This is a genomic window from Lysobacter stagni (assembly GCF_030053425.1).
Taxonomy (GTDB): Bacteria; Pseudomonadota; Gammaproteobacteria; order Xanthomonadales; family Xanthomonadaceae; genus Lysobacter_J; species Lysobacter_J stagni.
The window spans coordinates 2,106,338-2,122,479 of record NZ_JASGBI010000001.1 but is presented as its reverse complement, the minus strand read 5'-3'; the positions used below and the strand labels follow the sequence as shown (position 1 = coordinate 2,122,479).

At 67.9% G+C, this 16,142-nt stretch carries 19 protein-coding genes; 9 read left to right on the top strand and 10 right to left on the bottom strand.

Annotated features, from left to right (window positions below):
- The 4 genes from gorA to QLQ15_RS09870 form a co-directional block, all read right to left on the bottom strand.
- Nucleotides 1-1,362, bottom strand: a complete 1,362-nt coding sequence (gorA, locus tag QLQ15_RS09885) for a glutathione-disulfide reductase (protein ID WP_283212622.1) — start codon at nucleotides 1,360-1,362, stop codon at nucleotides 1-3.
- Nucleotides 1,359-2,615 carry an NAD(P)/FAD-dependent oxidoreductase gene (locus QLQ15_RS09880; protein ID WP_283212621.1) on the bottom strand — a complete coding sequence of 419 codons (1,257 nt, stop codon included), beginning with the start codon at nucleotides 2,613-2,615 and terminating at the stop codon, nucleotides 1,359-1,361. Before QLQ15_RS09880 ends, gorA begins: the two co-directional genes overlap by 4 nt.
- A gap of 10 nt (nucleotides 2,616-2,625) precedes the next feature.
- A complete protein-coding gene (locus QLQ15_RS09875) occupies nucleotides 2,626-3,879 on the bottom strand; it encodes a DUF418 domain-containing protein (RefSeq protein WP_283212620.1) in 1,254 nt (417 codons plus the stop codon).
- 169 nt (nucleotides 3,880-4,048) lie between these two features.
- Nucleotides 4,049-4,528, bottom strand: coding sequence for an FKBP-type peptidyl-prolyl cis-trans isomerase (locus QLQ15_RS09870; protein WP_283212619.1), 480 nt, complete (start codon nucleotides 4,526-4,528; stop codon nucleotides 4,049-4,051).
- Nucleotides 4,529-4,617: 89 nt separating this feature from the next.
- On the opposite strand from QLQ15_RS09870, the gene QLQ15_RS09865 reads away from it, so the two are divergent.
- Together QLQ15_RS09865 and QLQ15_RS09860 are read left to right on the top strand one after the other, a co-directional pair.
- Complete coding sequence (locus QLQ15_RS09865; RefSeq protein ID WP_283212618.1) at nucleotides 4,618-5,166, top strand: C40 family peptidase; 549 nt, start codon at nucleotides 4,618-4,620, stop codon at nucleotides 5,164-5,166.
- Between the two features lie 170 nt (nucleotides 5,167-5,336).
- Nucleotides 5,337-5,975, top strand: coding sequence for a C40 family peptidase (locus tag QLQ15_RS09860; RefSeq protein ID WP_283212617.1), 639 nt, complete (start codon nucleotides 5,337-5,339; stop codon nucleotides 5,973-5,975).
- Between the two features lie 197 nt (nucleotides 5,976-6,172).
- Here QLQ15_RS09860 and QLQ15_RS09855 read toward each other — a convergent pair whose 3' ends face one another.
- Together QLQ15_RS09855 and QLQ15_RS09850 are read right to left on the bottom strand one after the other, a co-directional pair.
- Entirely contained in the window at nucleotides 6,173-6,670 is a 498-nt protein-coding gene (locus QLQ15_RS09855) for an acyl-CoA thioesterase (protein WP_283212616.1), read from the bottom strand.
- Nucleotides 6,667-7,266 (bottom strand): NADPH-dependent FMN reductase, encoded by a 600-nt coding sequence (locus tag QLQ15_RS09850; protein WP_283212615.1) that lies wholly within the window; start codon nucleotides 7,264-7,266, stop codon nucleotides 6,667-6,669. Before QLQ15_RS09850 ends, QLQ15_RS09855 begins: the two co-directional genes overlap by 4 nt.
- 125 nt (nucleotides 7,267-7,391) lie before the next feature.
- Between QLQ15_RS09850 and QLQ15_RS09845 the strand changes: the two genes are divergently transcribed.
- The 3 genes from QLQ15_RS09845 (at nucleotide 7,392) to QLQ15_RS09835 (ending at nucleotide 9,272) form a co-directional block, all read left to right on the top strand.
- Nucleotides 7,392-7,817, top strand: a complete 426-nt coding sequence (locus QLQ15_RS09845) for a hypothetical protein (protein WP_283212614.1) — start codon at nucleotides 7,392-7,394, stop codon at nucleotides 7,815-7,817.
- Between the two features lie 88 nt (nucleotides 7,818-7,905).
- Nucleotides 7,906-8,784, top strand: a complete 879-nt coding sequence (gene bla, locus QLQ15_RS09840) for a subclass B3 metallo-beta-lactamase (RefSeq protein ID WP_283212613.1) — start codon at nucleotides 7,906-7,908, stop codon at nucleotides 8,782-8,784.
- Entirely contained in the window at nucleotides 8,784-9,272 is a 489-nt protein-coding gene (locus tag QLQ15_RS09835) for an NUDIX hydrolase (RefSeq protein WP_283212612.1), read from the top strand. Before bla ends, QLQ15_RS09835 begins: the two co-directional genes overlap by 1 nt.
- A gap of 7 nt (nucleotides 9,273-9,279) precedes the next feature.
- Here the strand turns inward: QLQ15_RS09835 and QLQ15_RS09830 are convergent, their stop codons facing one another.
- Both QLQ15_RS09830 and QLQ15_RS09825 read right to left on the bottom strand, forming a co-directional pair.
- Nucleotides 9,280-9,717, bottom strand: a complete 438-nt coding sequence (locus tag QLQ15_RS09830) for a GNAT family N-acetyltransferase (RefSeq protein ID WP_283212611.1) — start codon at nucleotides 9,715-9,717, stop codon at nucleotides 9,280-9,282.
- Entirely contained in the window at nucleotides 9,714-11,009 is a 1,296-nt protein-coding gene (locus tag QLQ15_RS09825; protein ID WP_283212610.1) for a dicarboxylate/amino acid:cation symporter, read from the bottom strand. The genes QLQ15_RS09830 and QLQ15_RS09825 overlap by 4 nt, the downstream gene beginning before the upstream one ends.
- 146 nt (nucleotides 11,010-11,155) lie before the next feature.
- Here QLQ15_RS09825 and QLQ15_RS09820 point away from each other — a divergent pair, with 146 nt between their 5' ends.
- Nucleotides 11,156-12,859 (top strand): alkaline phosphatase, encoded by a 1,704-nt coding sequence (locus tag QLQ15_RS09820; RefSeq protein ID WP_283212609.1) that lies wholly within the window; start codon nucleotides 11,156-11,158, stop codon nucleotides 12,857-12,859.
- On the opposite strand, the gene QLQ15_RS09815 is transcribed toward QLQ15_RS09820, so the two are convergent.
- On the bottom strand, nucleotides 12,819-13,202 hold the full coding sequence (locus tag QLQ15_RS09815; protein ID WP_283212608.1) for a hypothetical protein: 384 nt from the start codon (nucleotides 13,200-13,202) through the stop codon (nucleotides 12,819-12,821). The two genes, QLQ15_RS09820 and QLQ15_RS09815, sit on opposite strands and share 41 nt — an antisense overlap.
- A 90-nt stretch (nucleotides 13,203-13,292) precedes the next feature.
- Nucleotides 13,293-13,745, bottom strand: a complete 453-nt coding sequence (locus QLQ15_RS09810) for a CopD family protein (RefSeq protein WP_283212607.1) — start codon at nucleotides 13,743-13,745, stop codon at nucleotides 13,293-13,295.
- 80 nt (nucleotides 13,746-13,825) lie between these two features.
- Here QLQ15_RS09810 and QLQ15_RS09805 point away from each other — a divergent pair, with 80 nt between their 5' ends.
- From QLQ15_RS09805 to QLQ15_RS09795, 3 genes are all read left to right on the top strand, one after another.
- Nucleotides 13,826-14,434 carry a class I SAM-dependent DNA methyltransferase gene (locus QLQ15_RS09805; protein ID WP_283212606.1) on the top strand — a complete coding sequence of 203 codons (609 nt, stop codon included), beginning with the start codon at nucleotides 13,826-13,828 and terminating at the stop codon, nucleotides 14,432-14,434.
- An 85-nt stretch (nucleotides 14,435-14,519) separates the two neighbouring features.
- A complete protein-coding gene (locus tag QLQ15_RS09800; RefSeq protein WP_283212605.1) occupies nucleotides 14,520-15,785 on the top strand; it encodes a polyhydroxyalkanoate depolymerase in 1,266 nt (421 codons plus the stop codon).
- Nucleotides 15,786-15,839: 54 nt separating this feature from the next.
- Complete coding sequence (locus QLQ15_RS09795) at nucleotides 15,840-16,115, top strand: TFIIB-type zinc ribbon-containing protein (protein WP_283212604.1); 276 nt, start codon at nucleotides 15,840-15,842, stop codon at nucleotides 16,113-16,115.
- Nucleotides 16,116-16,142: the final 27 nt, after the last annotated feature.

Sequence of the window (16,142 nt, the reverse complement as noted above, 5' to 3'; positions counted from 1 at the left end):
TCATCGCATCAGCACCACTTCTTCGGCGCTGGTCGGGTGGATCGCCACGGTGTCGCGCAGGTCGTCCAGCGTGATGCCGCGCTTCAGCGCCACGGCGAACCCCTGGAGAATCTCGTCCGCGGCCTCGCCCATCAGGTGGATGCCCACGACGCGACGGTCGTCGCCCACGCACACCAGCTTGAACAGACTGCGCTGCGGCACGTCGGCCAACGCGTACAACATGGGACGGAAGCCGGCGCGGTACACGTGCACGGCGGTGTCGCCATGCACCTGGCGCGCCTCCATTTCGGTGAGCCCCACCTGCCCGATCGGCGGATGCGAGAACACCACCGTCGGAATGCCGGTGCGGTCGAGCAGCGCGGTGGCTCCGCCGTAAAGGCGATCCATCAGGCGTCGTGCGGCCGCGATGGCGACCGGCGTCAGCGGCGGATCGGGCGTGATGTCGCCGACGGCGAAGATACCGTCGACATTGGTGGCGTGGCGCTCATCGACGGCGACATGACCACCGACGTCGGTCGCCACGCCGGCGTTGTGCAGCTGCAACCGCTCGCTATTGGGCACGCGACCGGTGGCGAACAGCAATGCGTCGAAGCGATCGCTCAACGCCCCATCGAAACCACGCAGCCGTACGCCCTGCCCGTCGCGCTCGATCGCTGCGACGGTGTGATCGAAATGCAGGCGGATACCCTGCTGACGATACTCCTCGGCCAACTGTGCGGTGAGCTCGTGATCGAAACCACGCAGCAGGCGATCGCCGCGCACGAACACGTCCACGCGACTGCCCAACCCCTGCAACAGACCGGCCAGTTCCACCGCGATGTAACCGGCACCGACGATCGCCACGCGCTCCGGCGCCGCGCGCCACTGGAAGAAATCGTCGGAGACGCCGCCCAGTTCCGCGCCGGGCACCGCCATGCGTTGCGGGCGCCCGCCGGTGGCGATGAGGATGCGCGGCGCGCGCAGTCGCGTCCCGCTCTCGCATTCCACGGTGTGCGCATCGACGAAGTGCGCGTACGACGGCAGCACCGCGATGCCCGCCTCGTCGAGACGGCGCCGGTAGCTGGCGTGGATGTTCTCGATGTAACGCTCGCGGTGGACGATGAACTCCGGCCAGTCCAACGGCGCCGGCGTCACCGGAAAGCCCAGCGTCTGTGCCAGTCGCAGCCGCCCGGCCACGTCCGCCGCCAGCCACATCGCCTTCTTCGGCACGCAACCCACGTTGACGCAGGTGCCGCCCAGCAGGCCGGGTTCCAGCAGCGCGACGCGCGCACCGTGTCCGGCAGCGCGGAAGGCACCGGCCAGCCCGCCCGAACCGCCACCGATGACGATCAGGTCGAACTCGCTGGGGGCGTGCGCGTTCATTCGAAACGCTCGATGCCGTAGGGCGTCGGATCGATCGCCGGCGTGCGTTGCGCGACCAGGTCGGCGATGAGCTGGCCCGTCGCGGCGCTCATGCTCACGCCCATCATGCCGTGCCCGGTGGCGAGCAGCACGCGCGGATTGCCGGGCACGCGGCCGATGATCGGGATGTCGTCGCAACTCATCGGGCGCCAGCCATACCACTCCTCCTGCTTCTGCGCGCCGTAGGGCTCGTGCAGGTATTCGCGCGCGCCCCGCTCCAGTGCGTCCAGGCGCCGCGGGTTGAGGCTCTCGTCGTATCCGCTGAACTCCATCGTGCTGCCCAGGCGGAAACCGCTGCCCCACGCCGTGACGCACACCTGCCGCTCACGCAGCACCAGAGGCCGGCGCGGAACCAGGTTGGGCGAGGAGTACGTGATCGAGTAACCCTTGCCCGGCTGGATGAGGCCCTTCAGCGACGGCGCGCCGATTGCGTCGGCCAGCTTCGGCGACCAGGCACCCAGCGCCACCACCAGCTCGCGCGCCTGCAGTTCGCCCTGCGCCGTGCGGATGTGCACGCGATCGCCCTGCGTCTGCGCGCCTTCGAAGGCGCACTGTTCGACGATCACGCCACCGCGTTCGCGCACGACCCGGGCCAGTTCGGAGACATAGCGGTCCGGCCGCAGCACGGCATCGCCGTCGAAGCGGATCGCACCGGCAAGGCCGGGCTTGAGCGCGGGCTCGATGCGTTCGTACGTCGGGCCATCCACGACGTCCACGCGCACACCCAGCTCGCGCAGGAAATCGACCTCGCCCTGGGTGTGCTCGAACTCGTGCGCGTCGCGGTAGACGTAGTCCTCGCCCGAGTTCGCGAATTCGCACGCCAGCCCGTAGTCGCGGACCCATTCGGCCAGGCGCACGCGCGAATCGTTGAGGATGGCCGATTTGGCACGGGCACTGATGCGCCAGTCGCGGTCGTTGCAGCGCACGGCAAAGCGCAGCAGCCACGACCACAGTCGCGGATCGAAACGTGGCGCGACGTACAGCGGTGCGTCCGGCGTGAGCATCCAGCGCAGTGCCTTGAGCACCACGCCCGGCGCGGCCAGCGGCGGCGCATGGCTGGGCGTGATCGTGCCGCAGTTGCCGTGGGAGCTGCCGCCGCCGACCCGGCCCGCGTCGATAACACGGACACTCCGGCCCGTCTCGAGCAGGGCCAGGGCGCTGGCCAGACCGATCACGCCGGCACCGACGATCACCACATCTTCGCGCTGTTCCATGTCGTCAAGTTTAGAGGTTGTGGACCGCGGCAACCCGCATCGGCGGGAACCGCCCGTACGTGCAAGCCCGCCACAGCCATTCCGCGGGCCCGAAACGGAAGCGCGCCAGCCACCAGCGGCTGGCCACCACCTGCAATGCAAACACCACCAGCACGCCCGCGACCTGCCAGCGGCGCGATACCTGCCCCCACAGGCCGAGCCCGTGGCCATAGAACACCCAAGTTCCGATGAACGACTGCAGCAGATAGTTGCTGAGCGCCATGCGCCCGGCGGGAGCAAGGACACCCAGCACGCGCGCACCGCGGGGCGTGTGCAGTGCGCCGACCACCAGCGCCAGATACCCCAGGCTCATCAGTGGACTGGCCGCCAGCATCAGCGACATCGCCAGCAGCGAACGCGGCCCGTCGTGGTCCCAATCGAAATACACCGACACCGCTGCGCTGGCCAACGCCAGCGCGACGCCCACAGGCAGCACCACGCGGCGCAGCCGTCGGTACAGCGGCGCATGCGCCTGCGGGTCGGCAATGGCGCCGCTGCGCAGCAGCCATGCGCCCACCAGGAACATGCCCAGCGCGAACGGCTCGAACGCCAGTGTTTCGATCAGTTGTGCGAAGAAGTACTGCACGCGCGCCTGTGTCGCCTGCCACCAGCTGCCCTGCGAGTACGCCAGCACTTCGACAGCGCGCGCAGCCGCCTGGGTGCTGTTGTGCGCGGGATCGGCGTGCTCGCCGGCAGCGCCCCCGGCGAACCCGAGGAGCAGCATCAGCGCGACCATCGCCAGCACCCCCAGCGTGGGCAGGCCATACAGCAGTGCGCCCCAGCGCCCCTGTCGTTCGGGCGGCAGGTCGCGGAACCACGTGAGCAGCAACGCACCGATCGCGTACGCCACCAGGATGTCGCCTGCCCACACCAGCCACGCGTGTGCCAGCCCGATGGCCAGCAGCGCCAGACTGCGGCGCAGGTGGATCGCAGTGAAGTCGCGCCCGGCAGCGCGCGCGCGTTCGTCCATGAGCGCGAAGCCCATGCCGAACAGCAGGGAGAACAGGATCCAGAACTTGCCCTGCACGAAGACGTAGATCAGCCAGGACAGCGCATGGTCGAACGGCGCCTGGCCCGGCTGGATGCCCTGGCCCATGTCGGCCAGCGGTCGGCCGAAGTACTCCACGTTCATCAGGAAAATGCCGAGCAACGCGAAGCCGCGCAGCACGTCGAGGTTTTGCAGCCGCTGGTTCGCGCCGGTCGGCGCCAGCTCGCCTGCGTTCATTCCGGCGAGGTGTCCGGACGTTCCACCGCCATCCGCTTCGTCCCTGGAGGGAAGCGCCGATTAGAGCATGCGTGAACGGCCCGGGACGTGCGCCTGGGCACGATGCCGGCCCCGGAACGCAGACGGCCCGCTTGCGCGGGCCGTCGGGAATGCGTTCGGAGCGAACCGGTCAGTGGTGGTGGCCGCCGTCGCCGTGCACGTGACCGTGCTCGACTTCTTCGGCCGAGGCTTCACGCACTTCGACGATCTCGATGGCGAAGTGCAGGTCCTTGCCGGCCATCGGGTGGTTCAGGTCCACGTCCACCACGCTCATGCCCACCTTCTGGATGGTCACGGCGCGCGGGCCGAAGTTCGTCGGCAGCACGGCCTGCATGCCCGGCTCGAGGCGTGCGCCCTGGAAGTGCTTCTTCGGCACGCGCTGGGTCAGGCCCTCGCGGCGCTCGCCGTAGGCATCGGCCGCGACCACGTCGACCTCGAACTTCTCGCCGGCCTCGCGGCCGTCCATCGCATTCTCCAGGCCCGGGATGATGTTGCCGTGGCCGATCAGGATGGCCAGCGGCTCGCGGCCTTCCGAGCTCTCCAGCGGCGCCTGGCCGACTTCGGAGACGGTGTAATGGAAACGGACGACGCGATCTTTCTCGATTTTCATTGCAGGACTCGGCTGTTTGCCACCGCGGGGCAGCATGGATGCGGCGGCAGGCTTGCCGTCGACGACATGAACGGCCAATCTACCGGCCGATGAGAGCCCGGCATTATCCCGGCAAGCCCGCCCCCGCGCCAGCGCGCGGCCCCGTACTCCTTTCTCTTCTGCTGCTCGCCGCGCTCGCCGGCTGCGGCGGCGGTCAGAAGGCCGTGCGCCAGGCCCCTCCCGCGCATCGCGCCTGGCCGGTGGTCCAGCCCGAGAACCCCGACGCCGCCAACGCGGTCCTGATGCGCGCCATCAGCCTGGTCGGCACGCCGTACCGCTACGGCGGCAACACCCCCGAGGGCGGCTTCGACTGCAGCGGCCTGGTCACTTACGTCTACCGCGACATGTTGTCCCTCAGCCTGCCCCGCACTTCCCGCGACCTGGCCGCCTGGCAGGGGCCGCGGATCGCGCCGGAGCGGCTGGCCGCAGGCGATCTGGTGTTCTTCGGGCAAGGCAAGGCCGTCAGCCACGTCGGCATCTATGTGGGTGAGGGCCGGTTCGTCCATGCCCCCAGCACCGGGGGGACGGTCCGGCTGGACCACCTCGACGGCAGCTACTGGCGGGACCACTACACCGGGGCGAAACGGGTCCTGCGGTGACGGCCGGGTGAAGGCATTTGGCACGATTTGTGATCTGGCGCGAGTTCACATAACGAAAAAATAACGAAATCTGAACCTCATCCACTCATTACGCAGGCATGATCCTTCGCGAATCGTTTTGTGATGCCTGCGTGATGCCGAATTCCTCCAGTGACGCCAACGAGAACCGCATGGGCCGGGCACCGCTCCGTCTCACCCTCGCCGCGTCGCTGGTGCTGATGGCCGCTCCGGTATTCGCCCAGCAGGTCCCCAGTTCTTCACTGGCCGGCGATTCCGCCGACGCCCCGGCTCCCGTCACCAACACCGCGCTGCCGGAGGCCATGAGCCTGTCCGACCGCGCCCTGCTGCTGGCCACCGACCTGAACCGCCTGCTGGTCCCGGCGGCCTCGGTGGGCGATCCGGTCGCCAACCTGCCGACCGAACAGCAGAGCAAGATCAAGACGGTCCTGCAGCGCGCGATGGCGTTGCTGGGCACGCCCTACCGCTGGGGCGGCAGCGACCCGGACAAGGGCTTCGACTGCAGCGGGCTGGTGGGTTACGTGTTCCGCAACGCCCTGGGCATCGAGCTCCCGCGCGTCTCGCGCGAGATGGCCAAGAATGGCGAGCTGATCAACGACAAGGCCAAGCTGGCCGCCGGCGACCTGGTGTTCTTCGGCCGTCGCGGCCGCGTTGACCACGTCGGCATCTACGTTGGCGAAGGCCGTTTCGTCCACGCCCCCAGCCGCGGCAAGGACGTGCAGGTGTCCAACCTCGACACCGGCTACTGGAGCCAGAAGTTCATGCAGGCGCGTCGCCTCGACGGCATCTGAGCCTCGGCGCACGTGCAATGAAAAGGCCGCCTCCGGGCGGCCTTTTTCATGCTTCATGGATCAGGAAAAAAGCGTGCCTCGTTGAGTGCTGCGATGCCATCCGTGGCGGTACGCGACTGACTCCGGGTCGCCCGGCCCGGCCATCCCTGGCCGGGCGTTCGGCAGACCACGCGGCAGTGCCGCGCGAGCGGTCAGCCTCACCCTTCGTTGATCGCCGCCAGCCGCTCGACGGTTTCCTCGATGCCCTTGCTCAGCTCCATCACCTTGAGCGCGTATTCGGCCAGGCGCTTGTCGTCGTCGTTGACCGGCGTCCACGCGGGCACCGGCGTCGGCTTGCCCTCCACCGAGTCCAGCGCGACGAACACGATGATGCAGTGCGTGCACAGGCGGTCGTGCTCGACGCCTTCCATGGGATCGCGCGCCTTCACGTCCACCGCAAAATGCATGCTGGTGGTGCCGGTGTGGACCAGCTTGGTGTGCACGGTCACCAGGTCCGAGATGCGGATGGGGGACACGAAGCGGATGCCACCCACCGCGACGGTCACCGCGTACGTGCCGCTCCAGCCGACCGCGGCCGCGTAGCCCGCCTGGTCGATCCACTTCATCACCATGCCACCGTGGACCTTGCCGCCGTAGTTGACGTCGGTCGGTTCGGCCAGGAAACGCAGGTTGAGTTCACGCTGTTTGCCACTCATGCCATCTCTCCCGCCAAAAGGCCCGCGCGCACCTGGCGCACCACCGCCGCGGCCACGCCGTGGACACCGGTACGCAGGCGGTCGTCGTTGAGAACGCCGTAATCGGGAAGCTTGTCCGCCGCCTGCCCCACCGCCACCTGCTGCGGAACGACGAGCAGCCCCAGCTTGGCCAGTGCGTCGCGCAGTACCAGGAGCGAACGCAGTCCGCCGAGAGGACCGGGCGAAGCGGAGACGATGCCAGCCACCTTGTCGCGGAACAGCGCGACGCCGGAAGTTCCTGCGTCGGTCGGTCGCGAGATCCAGTCCAGTGTGTTCTTCACCAGCGCCGGCATCGAACCGTTGTATTCGGGCGTGCTGATCAGCAGGCCGTGGTGCGAGGCCATCAGCGCCTGCAGCTCGCGCACGGGCGCGGGCATGCCATTGGCCTCGATATCGCCGTCGTAGACGGGCAAGGGGAAGTCGCGCAGCTCGATCAGCGTCACTTCCGCGCCCGCGGCGCGTGCGCCTTCGGCCAGCACGTGGACGAGCCGGCGGTTGTAGGAACCCTGGCGCAGGCTGCCGGCAAAGGCGAGCAGGCGCGGCCCGGTGTCGGCCATCGATGACTCCGTCGTGGGCCCCGCACAGGGGCATGGGATGCCCCGCGATTATGCGCGGACGGTGTGTGCTTGCGGCGAACGCACGCCGGCGCGATGCTCGCGCCCAACGCGAGGGAGGAACTGCGATGGGCCGGACGATCCTGGGAATGCTGGTCGGTGTGGTGGTCGCGGTGGCGGTGATCATGGCCGTGCAGAGCATTGGCCATCGGTTCTATCCCCTGCCTGCCGGGCTGGACATGGCCAACCCCGCCCACGAAGGCGCGTTCGCCGCCTTCATCGCCGCCCTGCCGTTGCCGGGCAAGCTGATGGTGCTGGCATCCTGGGCGCTGGGATCCTTCATCGGCGCGCTGGCCGCGGCGAAGGTGGCACGGCATCAGACCGCCGCCGCCCTACTGGTAGCGCTGGTGGTGATCGCGGCCGTGATGGGCATGATCGTGACTGTGCCGCATCCGACGTGGCTGTCGGTGGCCGGCGTCCTGCTGCCGATACCCCTCGCCCTGTTCGCGGTGCGGCTGGTGTACCGGCGCACGACATTGCCGCGCGTGCCATGACGGGTCGATCCATGACGGTGGACACGGGGAGCGTGCACGTTCGTACGCATACACTGTGCATCCTCCCCGCGACGCCCACGACGCCTCGATGCGCCCTATCGCCGTTTCCGTCCTGCTGACCGCGCTGCTGTCCACGTTCGCCGCAAGCGCTGCCGAACCTCTGCTTCCGCAAGCGAAAGCCTACGAATCTTCCGACGACTGGCGCCGCCCGGTCGCACCGTTCCAGATCGCCGAACGCACGTGGTACATCGGCACCGAAGGCCTCAGCGCGCTGCTGGTGAAGACCGATGCAGGCGCGGTGCTGATCGACGGCGGACTGCCGCAGGCCGCCGACATGCTGCTGGCACGCATGCGCGAACTGGGCGTGGCACCGTCGGACCTGAAACTGATCCTGCACAGCCACGCGCACATCGACCACGCCGGCCCCATCGCGGCGATCCAGCGCGCGACCGGCGCGCAGGTGGTGAGCAACGCCGAGTCAGCCGTGCTGCTCGCACGCGGCGGATTCGGCGACCTGCATTTCGGCGACGGCATGCTGTTCCCGGCGCCGCGCGTGGACCGGCTGGTGATGGACGGCGAAACCGTGGAGCTGGGCGGCGTCGCCTTCACCGTGCATTTCACCCCGGCGCACACGCCCGGCAGCATGAGCTGGACCTGGACCGACACGAAGGCCGGCAAACCGCTGCGCATCGCCTACGTCGACAGCCTCAGCGCACCGGGCTACCAGCTGGTCGACAACCCGCGTTACCCGCACATCGTCGACGACTATCGCCGTGGTTTCGCTGCCACGCGCGCCCTGCCCTGCGACCTGCTGATCACGCCGCATCCGGACGCCAGCGGCTGGAAGCTGCGTGAATCGACCACGCCGACCACGCTGACGTGCCGCGCCTATGCCGACAAGGCCGAGCGCGCGTTCGACAAGACGCTGTCCGAGCAGACCGCCGCGCGCGGCAAGGGCGGCCGCTGATGCCGTACACGCCGATCGTCGCCACGCTGGGATACGTGCTCTCGCCCGACGGCCGCGAAGTGCTGATGGTTCACCGCAACGCGCGGCCCGACGACCACCAGCTGGGCAAGTACAACGGTCTGGGCGGCAAGCTGGAACCCGATGAGGACGTCGTCGCCGGCATGCGACGCGAGATCCTCGAGGAAGCCGGCATCGAATGCGACGAGCTGCAGTTGCGCGGCACCATCAGCTGGCCGGGCTTCGGCAAGAAGGGCGAAGACTGGCTGGGCTTCGTGTTCGTCATCACCGGCTTCCGCGGCACGCCGCACGCGAGCAACCCGGAAGGCACGCTGGAATGGGTGCCGATCGAACGCCTGGACGAACTGCCCATGTGGGAAGGCGACCGCAACTTCCTGCCACTGGTCTTCGACGAGGACCCGCGCTCGTTCCACGGTGTGATGCCCTACCGCGACGGCCGCATGCTGTCGTGGTCGTACTCGCGCGTGTGAAGGCAGTTCATCGCGGCGGACGCGCGTCTGCCGGATCGACCTGATACTCCATGTTCACCGAGTGCGGCGTCGTTTCGACGAAGCCGTACTTCGCGTACAGGTGTTTCGCCTCGCCATCGGCGACCAGTGACACCACCGCCGAAGGTGGCGCATTCGCGCGCAGCCACGCGTCCAGCGCACCCATGATGCGCTTGCCCAGGCCTTGCCCCTGATGCTCGGGCGCCACCGCGATGTCGACCACGACGAAGAAGCAGCCGCCGTCGCCGATGATGCGGCCCATGCCGATCACCTCGCCCTCGCGCACGACGCTCACGCCGTACAGCGTGTTGGCCAGCCCACGCCGCGCGGCTTCGATCGTGCGCGTGGCCATGCCGGCATCCGCACGCAGGCGGCAGTAGTCTTCGGCATCGGGGAACCGCTCGAGCAGTTCCACCGTCGAGCTCACTTCGCCGCGGCCCGGCTGACTTCGGCCTTCTCGCCAGCGGCGATGCCGAGGTTGCTCGACGCCGCTTCGTACACCTCGCGATCGAGCATGCCGGTTTCCTTCGCCACCAGCACCGGCACCACCATCTGGCCGGTGACGTTGGTCATCGTGCGCATCATGTCGAGCACGCGATCGATGGCTACCAGATAGCCGATGCCTTCCAGCGGCAGGCCCGCGGCCGACAGCACCAGCGTCACCATCACGATCGCCGTTCCCGGCACACCGGCGGTGCCGAAGCTGCCCAGCACGGACGCCAGCAGGATGGTGAAGTACTGGCTCGGCTCCAGTTGCAGGCCGAAGTACTGCGCGACGAACATCGACGTCAGCGCGGGGTAGATCGCACCGCAACCGTCCATCTTGATGCTCGCGCCCAACGGCACGGCGAAGGCCGCGTAATCCTTGTCCACGCCCAGGTTGTGAGTGACCGCGCGGATCGCGGCCGGCATCGCGGCGAAGCTGGACGAAGCCACGAACGCCACCTGCATGCCCGGCGCGGCTCCGCGGAAGAACTTGAGCGGGTTGAGCCCGTGCAGCGAGATCAGGCTGCCGTACACGAACACGATGTGGATGGCGCACGCCAGGTACAGCGCGAAGACGAACGTGCCCAGCGGCAGCAGTTTCTCGAAACCGTACGCGCCGACCAGCGAAGCGATCAGGCCGAAGGTGCCCAGCGGCGTCATCTCCAGCACGAAGCGCGTGACCTGCACCATCGTGTCGCTGGCTTCGCCCACCAGTTTGCGCAGGCCCGCGACCTTCTCGCCCAGCTTCACCAGCGCGAAGCCAACGAGCCCCGCGAAGACGATGACCTGCAGGATCTTGCCTTCGCTCAGTGCCTTGAACGGGTTGGTCGGGACCACGTCGAGCAGCACCTCAAGCGGCGACGGCACGTGGCGCACGGTGTAATCCGGCGCCATGGTCAACCCGGTCAATCCGTGCCCCGGCTGCAGCAGCCAGCCCACCAGCAGACCCACGCCCACCGCAAGCGCGGCCGTGATGGCGAACCAGACGAAGGTGCGCCCACCCAGCGCCGCCACCGACTTCTGTCCGTGCAGGCTGCCGATGGCGTTCATCACCGCGAAGAACACCAGCGGCACGGCGATCATCTTGATGAGCGTGACGTAGATCGTGCCCAGCGGCGCGAACCAGGTTTCGGCAGAGTGGCCGAACGCCCAGCCCGCCAGCGCGCCGAGCACGAAGCCGGCCAGCACGCGCTGCCAGAAGGGGATTCGGAGCCAGGCCGAAACCAGCTTCATCGGGACCTCGTTCTTTACACAACCTGTCGGATTGGCACGATAGCCCACGCTGATGGTGACAGCGACCCCGTGAATGCAACACCGGTGTCCCAGACCTGCAATGACGCACGCCATAATCGCGGTTTGCCTCTGCCCAGCGCCTTCCGATGCCCCGTCTGCCCCGCGCCACCCTCGCCTTCGCCACCCTCCTCCTCCTCGGCGCCTGCGCCACCACCGGAACGCCCGGATCGGCAAACCCGACCACGCTGGAAGTGGACGTGCCGACCATCCGCCACCCCGCGGACGAAACCCCGCAGTGGTGGTTCCGCGACGGCGCGTCGCAGGCCGCCGCACGCGGCGCGATGTCGGGCAAGGCGAAGAACGTGATCCTCTTCATCGGCGACGGCATGAGCCTCACCACCGTCGCCGCCGCGCGCATCCTCGACGGCCAGCGCAAGGGTGGCCCGGGCGAGAACAATCGCCTGAGCTGGGAGTACTTTCCGTCGACCGCGCTCAGCAAGACCTACAACACCGATTCGCAGACGCCCGACTCGGCCGGCACGATGAGCGCGATGGCCACCGGCGTGAAGACGCGCGCCGGCGTGCTCAGCATCGGCCAGCAGGCGATGCGCAAGGATTGCGCGGCCGCGCAGTCGGTCCCGATGCTGACGCTGTGGGAGCTTGCCGCCAGTCGCGGCTTCGCCACCGGCGTGGTCACCACCACGCGCGTGACCCACGCCACGCCGGGCGCCACGTTCACCCACGTGCCCGAACGCAACTGGGAAAACGACACGGAGCTGAGCGACGAAGCCAAGGCGGACGGCTGCATCGACATCGCGCGACAGCTGGTCGAGACGCCGTTCGGCAACGGGCCGGACGTGCTCATGGGCGGTGGCCGCAAGAACTTCATGCCGGTGTCGGAGCGCGATCCCGAGTACGACGACAAGGTCGGCGAACGTCTCGACGGCCGCGACCTCATCGCGCAGTGGAAACAGCGCCATCCCGCCGGAACCTACGTGTGGAATGCGCAGCAGCTCGCCGATGCACCGGCCGAGGGACCGCTGCTGGGCCTGTTTGAACCCGACCACATGCAGTTCTCGCAGGATCGCCCGCAGGACGGCGCCGGTGAACCCACGCTGGCGGAGATGACGCGCGCCGCGATCGCACGCCTGCAACGCAACGACAAGGGCTTCGTGCTGCTGGTGGAAGGCGGCCGCATCGACCACGCGCACCATTACGGCAACGCCTATCGCGCACTCACCGACACCATCGCGTTGAGCGAGGCCGTGCAGGCCGCCGCGGACGCGACCTCGGCCCAGGACACGCTGATCCTGGTCACGGCCGACCACTCGCACACGCTCAGCTTCGTCGGCTACCCGCGCCGCGGCAATCCGATCCTCGACAAGGTGCGCGGCAGCAGCGGCGAGGACGACGGCGACGGCAGCTACGCACTGGACCAGCTCGGCCTGCCCTACACCACGCTGAACTACAGCAACGGCCCGGGCTTCGTCGGCGCGAGCGCGCAGCAACCGGAAGGCCCGAAGCGCTTCCAGCACACCGTGAGCGGCGTGCAGATCCCGAAGAACGGCCGCCCCGACCTGCGCAACGTCAACACGCAGGACCCGGATTACCTGCAGGAAGCACTGGTGCCGACTGCCGCCGAATCGCATGGCGGCGATGACGTCGGCATCTGGGCGCGCGGCCCCGGCAGCGATGCCGTGCGCGGCAGCGTCGAGCAGAACACCATCTTCCACTTCCTGCTGCAGGCCATGCCCGCGCTTCGCCAGGAACTGTGCAAGGCAAACGACTGCGACGAGAACGGCGTGCCCGTCACGCTTCCTGATCCGGCAAAGTTCCGCGCGGCGCGATAAAGCGATCGTCGTACGAAGGTGGCCCGGGAGCGAAGAGCATCCGGGCCACCGACTTCCGCTTGCTGTTGCTGTTGCTGTTGCTGTTGCTGTTGCTGTTGCTGTTGCTGTTGCTGTTGCTGTTGCTGTTGCTGTTGCTGTTGCCGTTGCCGTTGCCGTTGCCGTTGCCGTTGATCTTGCGACTTCGGAGCGAGCCGAGCACCGCAGCCGCACGAGGGCCGAAGAGCCGCCCATGTTTGAGCGCAGCGAGTTTGGGCGGCGTGCCCTCGTGTGGCGAGGAGCACAGGGAACCGCCGCGCAGCGGCGGATCGCGGAGGGAGCCAGCGGTTTTGGTTACTTTTGCCAAGACAAAAGTAACCCGCCCGTTTTCGGGCGGAGCTTTTGCTCCTGATCTTGTAGCGCTTGCAGTTCCCGCCTTCGCGGAAACGACGAACCCTCAGAACGGCTTCGCCAGTACCAGATACACAATCGCGATCAACAGGAACACCGGCGCCTCGTTGAACCAGCGCAGCGCCGTCGACGACGGCAGCGCACGGCCCGCAGCCACGCCCTTCAGCCAGCGACCGCTGAAGATGAAGTGCACCAGCATCAGCACCACCAGTGTCAACTTCGCATGCAGCCAACCGCTGCCCGGCGCGACCATCGTCGGGAAGCTGGAAACCACGCGATAGCCCAACCACAGCACCAGTCCGAAGACGAAGGCCAGACCGAACATGATGTGGCCGAAGCGGTACAGGCGGCGCCCCATCAGCACCAGGCGCGCGCGCACAGCGGGTTCGTCGCCAACCTCGGCCAGGTTCACGAGGATGCGCGGCAGGTAGAACACGCCGCCCATCCACGCCATGACGAACACCACATGGGCGGTCTTGATCCAGAAGTAAGCGGTCATGGAAGGTCCTTGGCGGTGTGTGGAGGCGGCGTGGCGCGATAGCATGGCACGCGTCCCGCATCGAGCCCACCCGCCCTTCCATGAGCAAGCAGTACGACCAGGCCTATTTCGAACGCTGGTATCGCGATCCGGCGAAGAAGGACCACGCCGTCGGCAGCACCGCGCGGCTTGCGCGCAAGGTGGCGCTGGCGGTGGCCACCGCCGAGTACTACCTCGAGCGCCCCGTCCGCACCGTGCTCGACATCGGTTGCGGCGAAGGCGCATGGCGCGCGCCGTTGCTGAAGCTGCGCCCGAAACTGCGTTACCTCGGTTTCGACAGCAGTGCCTACGCCATCCAGCGCTACGGCGCGCGACGCGGCCTGCACCTGGCGCAGTTCGCCGACTTCGCGCACCTGCGCCCCTGCCCGCCGGTCGACCTGCTGGTCTGCAGCGACGTCATGCATTACCTGGACACGCGCGAACTCGACCGCGGCCTGCCCGGCCTGGCCGAACTGTGTGGCGGCATCGCGTTCCTGGAGACGTTCACCCGCGAAGACGAGACCGACGGCGATGACGTCGGCTTCAAGCCCCGTCCCGCCCGCTTCTATCGCCAGCGCTTCCAGGCGCAGGGCTTTACCGCCCTGGGATCGCACCAGTGGCTGGCTCCGGGGCTCGCGGATCGGCTGGTGGCGCTGGAAAGGCCGGCCTGATCCCCGATTCACCCGGCATCCCGCTCCTTGGGATATGCTGCGCCGCAGCACGCGCCCGACGGGGGCCAACAGCGGATTCCACGCGATGCTCTATCAGCTTCACGAACTGGGCCGTGCCTGGATGGCCCCGATGACGTACTGGGCCGAAGCCAGCGCCAAGATGTTCAACCAACAGGGCGGCTGGCTGTCTTCGCTACCGGGTTCGGCGCAGGCCGCCGCCGGTTGCGAGCTGCTGTACCGGATCGGCAAGGACTACGAGAAGCCGCAGTTCGGCATCCACTCCATCGACATCGATGGCACCGTCTACCCGGTGATCGAACGCGAGATGGCGCGCAAGCCGTTCTGCCGCCTGCTGCGCTTCAAGCGCTATGCGGACGACGCCGGCAACCTGCGCGACCTGAAGGACGACCCGGCGGTGCTGGTCGTCGCACCGCTGTCGGGCCACCACGCCACGCTGCTGCGCGACACCGTGCGCACGCTGCTGCGCGACCACAAGGTCTACATCACCGACTGGGTCGACGCGCGCATGGTGCCCGAAAGCGAAGGCGCCTTTTCGCTCGACGATTACGTCGAGTACGTGCAGGAGTTCATCCGCCAGATCGGTGCAGAGTCGCTGCACGTGATCAGCGTGTGCCAGCCGACGGTGCCGGTGCTGGCTGCGATCTCGCTGATGGCCGCGCGTGGCGAGGAAACCCCACGTTCGATGGTGATGATGGGCGGTCCGATCGACACCCGCGAGAACCCCACCACGGTCAACGACCTGGCGATGCACAAGCCGCTGTCGTGGTTCCAGGACAACCTCATCCACCACGTGCCGCCGAACTATCCGGGGCACGGACGTCGCGTGTATCCGGGCTTCCTGCAGCACAGCGGTTTCGTGGCGATGAATCCGGAGCGGCATTTCCAGTCGCACTGGGATTTCTACCTGGACCTGGTCAAGGGCGATCTCGACGACGCCGCCGCGCATCGCCGCTTCTACGACGAGTACAACGCGGTGCTCGACATGCCGGCCGAGTACTACCTGGACACCGTACGCATCGTGTTCCAGGAACACCTGCTGCCGCGCGGCCTGTGGGACGTGAAGGGCGAACGCGTGGATCCGTCGAAGATCCATCGCACCGCGCTGCTCACCATCGAGGGCGAACTGGACGACATCTCCGGCCAGGGCCAGACGCGCGCCGCGCAGGCGCTGTGCAGCGGCATCGCCGAAAGCGACCGCGAGCACCTCACCGTGAAGGGCGCCGGCCATTACGGCATCTTCAGCGGTCGTCGCTGGCGCACGCAGGTGTATCCGCAGGTCCGCGATTTCATCGCCGCGCATGCGGCACGGGAAGCAGCGCAGGGCGCTTGATCCGCGACGGTGGCGCCCCGAGATCAGGGTGACCACCGCACGCGAGGAAGCACCATGGATTGCCCCGTCTGCCGCGACGTCAAACTGGCGATGACCGATCGCCAGGGCATCGAGATCGACTACTGCCCGCAATGCCGTGGCGTGTGGCTCGATCGCGGCGAACTCGACAAGCTGATCGAGCGCGCGTCCCTCGATGCGCCTTCGCGCACGGCACCGCCGCCGCTTCCACCACGCCAGGATCACGGACGGGAGGCGCCGCGCTACAGCGCCTCGGACCCCTACCGGCAGAAGAAGAAAAAGAACCTGCTCGACGAGCTGTTCGACTTCTGAGGCCATGCATGACGAAGCCCCGCGATG